General features: G+C 63.2%; 2 protein-coding genes. Both read right to left on the bottom strand.

Annotated features, from left to right (window positions below):
• Positions 1-260: 260 nt before the first annotated feature.
• Positions 261-920, bottom strand: a complete 660-nt coding sequence (locus tag HUK82_RS15680) for an energy transducer TonB (RefSeq protein WP_176614831.1) — start codon at positions 918-920, stop codon at positions 261-263.
• Positions 921-1,491: 571 nt separating this feature from the next.
• A protein-coding gene (gene prfB / locus HUK82_RS15675) for a peptide chain release factor 2 (protein WP_176614830.1) occupies positions 1,492-2,623 on the bottom strand; the annotation gives its coding sequence in 2 pieces (ribosomal slippage) (positions 1,492-2,553 and positions 2,555-2,623; 1,131 coding nt in all).
• Between the last annotated feature and the right edge of the window lie 145 nt (positions 2,624-2,768).

The raw sequence follows: 2,768 nt of genomic DNA, 5'->3' as shown, positions 1-2,768 counted from the left end.
GGCGGGAGCCGGAGCAGAGGCATCAGGGGCGGGCGCAGCGGCCGGTGCCGACGTGTCCGCCGGAGCGGACGCGGTATTGGCGTCCTGGGCGAAGGCGAGCACCGGCGATGCGACGCTCAGGGCAGCCGCCAGGGCCGGGGCGGCAAGAGCGGGAAGGCGGTACAGTCTGGTCATGAACTCCATATCCTCTGAAATCGGCCCGTTACCGGAAGTCGATATTTCCGTAACCAGCCTCTGTGAAGCTTGGCTGATTACGAAACTCAGTCGTCGCTCAACTTGAAGGTGATCGTGTAGGGGTGGTGGAATTCCTTGATCGGAGCACCATTCTTCACGGCCGGCTGATACCGGGCACGACGGACATAATCGAGTGCGGAGGCGGCGAACGCCTGCCCACCCTGCACGCTGGTCACAGAGCAGTTGCTCGTCTGGCCTGACGGCTCGACGTCGCACACCACGGTCACGCGACCCTCGCGGTTTTCCTCAAGCATCTCCTCGGGGTAGTCGAGCTTGACGTTGTTCACCGGACGCGCACCTGCCAGGTGATCGGGGACCGGCGGACCGACCGGTGCTGCCGGTGCGGGCGGCGTCGGCGTAGCCGGCGGCATGGCCTTGGGCGGCGGCGTATGCGTGACCTGCTGGATCACATGCTGCTGCGGCGGCGGCTGGATCTGGATCTTCGGCGGCGGAATATACGGCGGCGGCGGCTGCGTCATCACCGGCGGGGGTGGCGGCGGCGGCGGCGGCGGCGGCGGTTTCGGCTCGCTGATGATCTTCGTTTTGATCGGGGGATGAAACTCCTGCACGATCTTCGTCCCAAGACCGTTCATCAACGCCCAGATCAGGACAATGTGCAGAAGCACAACAACGGTAATACCGATGATGTGCTTTGTCGGATTTCGCTGTTGCGCAGCGTAGTCCATCATGTCGAAACCTCCTTAACCATGTCGCCCGCGCCGGTTTCGGCACTCTCAACGCCATACAGTCGCCCCCATCGGGGCCCACACGCATGAGAACGACCTCCCGCGACTTCTTCGAGCAGCGGCGCGGGCCACCATTCGAAAAACAATCACGGTCGACCCCGTCCCTCCCGCTGGAGAAGACGCTTCTGTCGCGTTCACCGACCGAACACCCGGTTGGTGAGCGATTTGGGCTATTACAACCCCGTGATGTCAAGGAAGATATTTTCGTAAAATTAAGGGGCCAAATTCTCATCAGAGGCCCAATTTTTACTCATTTGCCCAAGGCGCCCCGAGCCGCCAAAATCTGCCAAATTCGGACGCCGATCGTTAAAAAGCGCTCAAATGTGCGGCTTGTCAGAAAACTGCCTCGAAGACGAACGTGTCACCAGACGCGGGTCTGAAACATTACCGCCGATTCACGAACGGCCGCCGACTCTCGCATCAGGAACTGACCATACGTGCAGCCGGCGAACCGGTCGCGTTGTACTTCGGGCAAAAAAAAAGACGGCCCGAAGGCCGCCTGTTCGAGGTGTTACTGCGCCGATGCGCTGGCTTCGGACCGGGTCGCTCCTACCCTGGCCGCCAGAGCCGCGGCCATGAAGTCGTCCAGAGCACCGTCCAGCACCGCGTCGGGATTGCCCTTTTCGACGTTGGTCCGCAGGTCCTTGACCAGCTGATACGGCGCGAGGACGTAGGAACGGATCTGGTGCCCCCATCCGATGTCCGTCTTCGCGGCCTCCGTCTGAGCCGCCGCCGCCTCGCGCTTCTGCAGCTCGGCCTCATACAGCCGTGCCTTCAGCATCTGCATCGCCGTCGCGCGATTGCGGTGCTGCGATCGGTCGGTCTGGCAGGCGACGATGATGCCGCTGGGCACATGCGTGATACGGATGGCCGACTCCGTCTTGTTGACGTGCTGACCGCCCGCGCCAGAGGCACGAAACGTATCCACTTTCAGGTCGGCTTCGTTGATCTCGATCTCGATCGAATCATCGACCACCGGATACACCCACACCGATGCGAACGACGTCTGGCGTCGCGCGGCGGCGTCGAACGGCGATATCCGCACAAGGCGGTGCACGCCCGCTTCGGTCTTGAGCCAGCCGTAGGCATTCGGACCAGACACCTGAAGGGTGGCGGACTTGATGCCCGCCTGCTCCCCTTCGGACGTCTCCATCAGCGTCACCTTATAGCCGTGCGCTTCTGACCAGCGAGTGTACATGCGCAGCAGCATTTCCGCCCAGTCCTGCGCCTCCGTGCCGCCTGCCCCTGCATTGACTTCAAGGTAGCAGTCGTTGCCGTCAGCCTCGCCGGACAGAAGACTTTCGGTCTCCCGCCGCTTGGCGTCGTCAGCCAGGGCACGCAAAAGCGCAAGGCCATCGGCGACCACGCCCTCGTCGCTTTCCATTTCGGCAAGCTCGATGAGTTCGAGTGTATCGCGCACATCGGTTTCGAGACGTTGCACACCCTCGACCTGATTGGCCAGCAGCGTGCGTTCACGCATCATCTTCTGCGCAGCCTCGGCGTCCTGCCAGAGGTCGGGGTCTTCGGCCCGGTTGTTCAGTTCCGCGAGGCGGCCAAGAGCGACATCCCAGTCAAAGATGCCTCCTCAGCAGCGCCACCGACTGCTTGATCTGTTCGTTGAGCGCCTCTGCTTCCGCAGACATGACGGTCTCTCCTTGCTGCCTGGAAACCGGCGTCCGCCCGGACGCCGCGTCGGGCGGTCAATACAGGCCGCCCATTCCGATGTCACCCCCGCTCGGCGCTGTCGCTGACGCCGGTGCGCCGGGCTGGGGCGCCGCGGCCGGAACG

It is taken from the genome of Ameyamaea chiangmaiensis (genome assembly GCF_013376175.1).
Classification (GTDB): domain Bacteria; phylum Pseudomonadota; class Alphaproteobacteria; order Acetobacterales; family Acetobacteraceae; genus Ameyamaea; species Ameyamaea chiangmaiensis.
This window is presented reverse-complemented; position numbering and strand designations above follow the sequence as displayed.

Coding starts and splice junctions, on each gene's coding strand:
- HUK82_RS15680 (WP_176614831.1), bottom strand. CDS start 920: ATGGACTACGCTGCGCAACAGCGAAATCCGACAAAGCACATCATCGGT.